Genomic DNA, 2,303 nt, shown 5'->3' on the forward strand with positions numbered 1-2,303 from the left:
TCGCTAATTTAATAAAAAAATATCACAAATTATCAATTAAATTATTCAAACCATAAATCGGGGAAAAAATAAGTTTCTGTTCTGGTAATTCAAAATATGGACGAGATGAAAGTACTAAACCTGTTGAAATATTTTTATATCTTTCTAATAGTAAATGTAAACTTTTTAATTTTCCCGCTACACCACTTTTGACTTCAATTGGCAATATTTTGCCATTTTTTTCAATTACATAATCAACTTCTGCAGAACTGCTTTTTGCATCACGAGACCAATAATATACTTCATTTTCAGTTAATGCCAATAATTCCTGTCCGACAAATTGTTCTACCAATGCTCCATTATAAATATTTAATAAATCCGTTTTGTGAATTTCTTCACTAATATTTATTCCACACAAATGTTGCATCAATCCAATATCCAACATTATGGCTTTAAATTTTCGTTCGGAAGCAGAGGCACCGAGTGGAATTCCAGCAGGTGACACAGATGATATTTTGTAAACAATTCGTGCCATATTCAATAAATCAAATGCTTTTTTATTTGTTGGCATACTAAAACTATCTGTCAATTTTGTATATTTTATCTGATTTCCAACGGATTTTGATACATTATTTAAAACATTTTTGATGCAACGATGGTCAACATGAGGAGTATATTTTGAGAAATCCGCTTTAAATGTCTCTATCAATCCTGCTTGAATTTCCGAAATATTTTTTAATTTATGTGTCTCTTTATATGTTTTTACACATTCTGGCATTCCACCTATGAACAAATATAATCTAAGTTCTTCCAATATTAGTTGATGAATAGTTTCCGATAATTTCAATGTGTTTCCAAGAAGTATATCCACCATTTTTTTCTTATTAATAGCTAATAAATATTCTAAAAATGTCATAGGATACATAGTCATAATTTGAACTCGCCCTACCGGAAAAGGTATCTTTTTTATTGCAAATTCCAAAAGAGAACCTGTTGAAATAAGATGTAAAGTTGGTAATTCTTCATAAAAATATCTCAACGACATAATCGCTCGTGGACAATTTTGAATTTCATCAAAAAATAATAAATCCTTTTTGGTATCAATAGAAACATTTAATAGAAGTTCTAATTCTAAAATGATTCGTTTTACATCAAGATTTTTTTCAAAAATTATATGCCAATCAGGATGTTTTTCAAAATCAACAATATGAAATCTATTCTTAAAATATTTATTACCAAAATACTTAACAATCCAAGTTTTCCCAACTTGACGAGCCCCTCGTAAAATAATCGGTTTATGTTTTTTTTTATCTTTCCATTCTATAAGTTTTTTTATAAATATTCGTTTCATTTATTTCTCCTTTTAATAATACAAGGTTAATTTAAGCAATTGCTTTTAATAATACAAGGTTAATATAACCATTTGCTTTTAATAATACAAGGTTATTTTAGTATTTTTCCTTTAATTTTACAAGTGTGTTTTTAAAGAATGTTATAAGGTTATGTGGTTATGAGTTTGTACTTCAGAAATAATATAACGCCCTTTCTTTTCTACAAACTCATATAATTATAAAAAAATAATCTACTAATAATAGAAAAAATATTATAACTTACAGCATTGGCAATTAAGAACAATTTAAAGGAATTCTATGAAAGTAAAAATAAAAAAACTACATCCGGAAGCAATTATACCACATCAACTTCATAAAAATGATGCCGGTTATGATATTCGTGCGATTGAAAATGTGACAATATCAGCAGGCAAATGGAAATTAATAAAAACCGGAATCGCTGTTGAACTTCCGCAAGAGATGGAAATACAAGTTCGTTCTCGAAGTGGCTTGGCTTTTAAAAATGGAATATTCTGCCTTAATGCTCCTGGAACAATCGATGCAGGTTATCGCAATGAAATAGGTGTGATTTTAGCAAATTTTAGTGATAATGATTTTGAAGTAAAGGTTGGCGATAGAGTAGCACAATTAATTTTCCAAACTCCCAAACATCCTGAAATAGTTGAAGTGGAAGAACTCGCTGATTCTGATAGAGGACTTGGTGGATTCGGAAGTAGTGGAAATCGCTGATAAGAGGGTTAGAGGGTTAGAGGGTTAGAAGGTTAGGAGATTAGGAGGTTAAAAAATATGAAAAAGATTGTCGTAATTTGCACGGCTAATTCTTGTAGAAGTCAAATGGCAGAGGGTTTTTTTAGAAAATATGTTTCTGATAAATATGAAATTTTTAGTGCCGGAATTTTCAAATCTTATGTAAATTCAAAAGCAATACAGGTTATGAAAGAGATTGGAATCGACATTTCAAAACACACTTCT

Annotated in this window: 3 protein-coding genes; 2 read left to right on the top strand and 1 reads right to left on the bottom strand. The window is 29.3% G+C overall.

Features of this window, described 5'->3' with window-relative positions:
• Window positions 1-22 precede the first annotated feature (22 nt).
• Window positions 23-1,330 carry an AAA family ATPase gene (locus tag U9R42_10680; protein ID MEA3496489.1) on the bottom strand — a complete coding sequence of 436 codons (1,308 nt, stop codon included), beginning with the start codon at window positions 1,328-1,330 and terminating at the stop codon, window positions 23-25.
• Between the two features lie 298 nt (window positions 1,331-1,628).
• Between U9R42_10680 and dut the strand changes: the two genes are divergently transcribed.
• Together dut and U9R42_10690 are read left to right on the top strand one after the other, a co-directional pair.
• Window positions 1,629-2,060 (top strand): dUTP diphosphatase, encoded by a 432-nt coding sequence (gene dut, locus U9R42_10685; GenBank protein ID MEA3496490.1) that lies wholly within the window; start codon window positions 1,629-1,631, stop codon window positions 2,058-2,060.
• Between the two features lie 57 nt (window positions 2,061-2,117).
• A partial coding sequence (locus U9R42_10690) for an arsenate reductase ArsC (protein MEA3496491.1) occupies window positions 2,118-2,303 on the top strand: 186 nt, incomplete at its 3' end.

Source organism: Bacteroidota bacterium (assembly GCA_034723125.1).
GTDB lineage: Bacteria > Bacteroidota > Bacteroidia > CAILMK01 > JAAYUY01 > JAYEOP01.

What these genes read in the sequence shown, in the direction of transcription:
- U9R42_10680 (MEA3496489.1), bottom strand. Translation starts at nt 1,330, where the DNA reads ATGAAACGAATATTTATAAAAAAACTTATAGAATGGAAAGATAAAAAA.
- dut (MEA3496490.1), top strand. Translation starts at nt 1,629, where the DNA reads ATGAAAGTAAAAATAAAAAAACTACATCCGGAAGCAATTATACCACAT.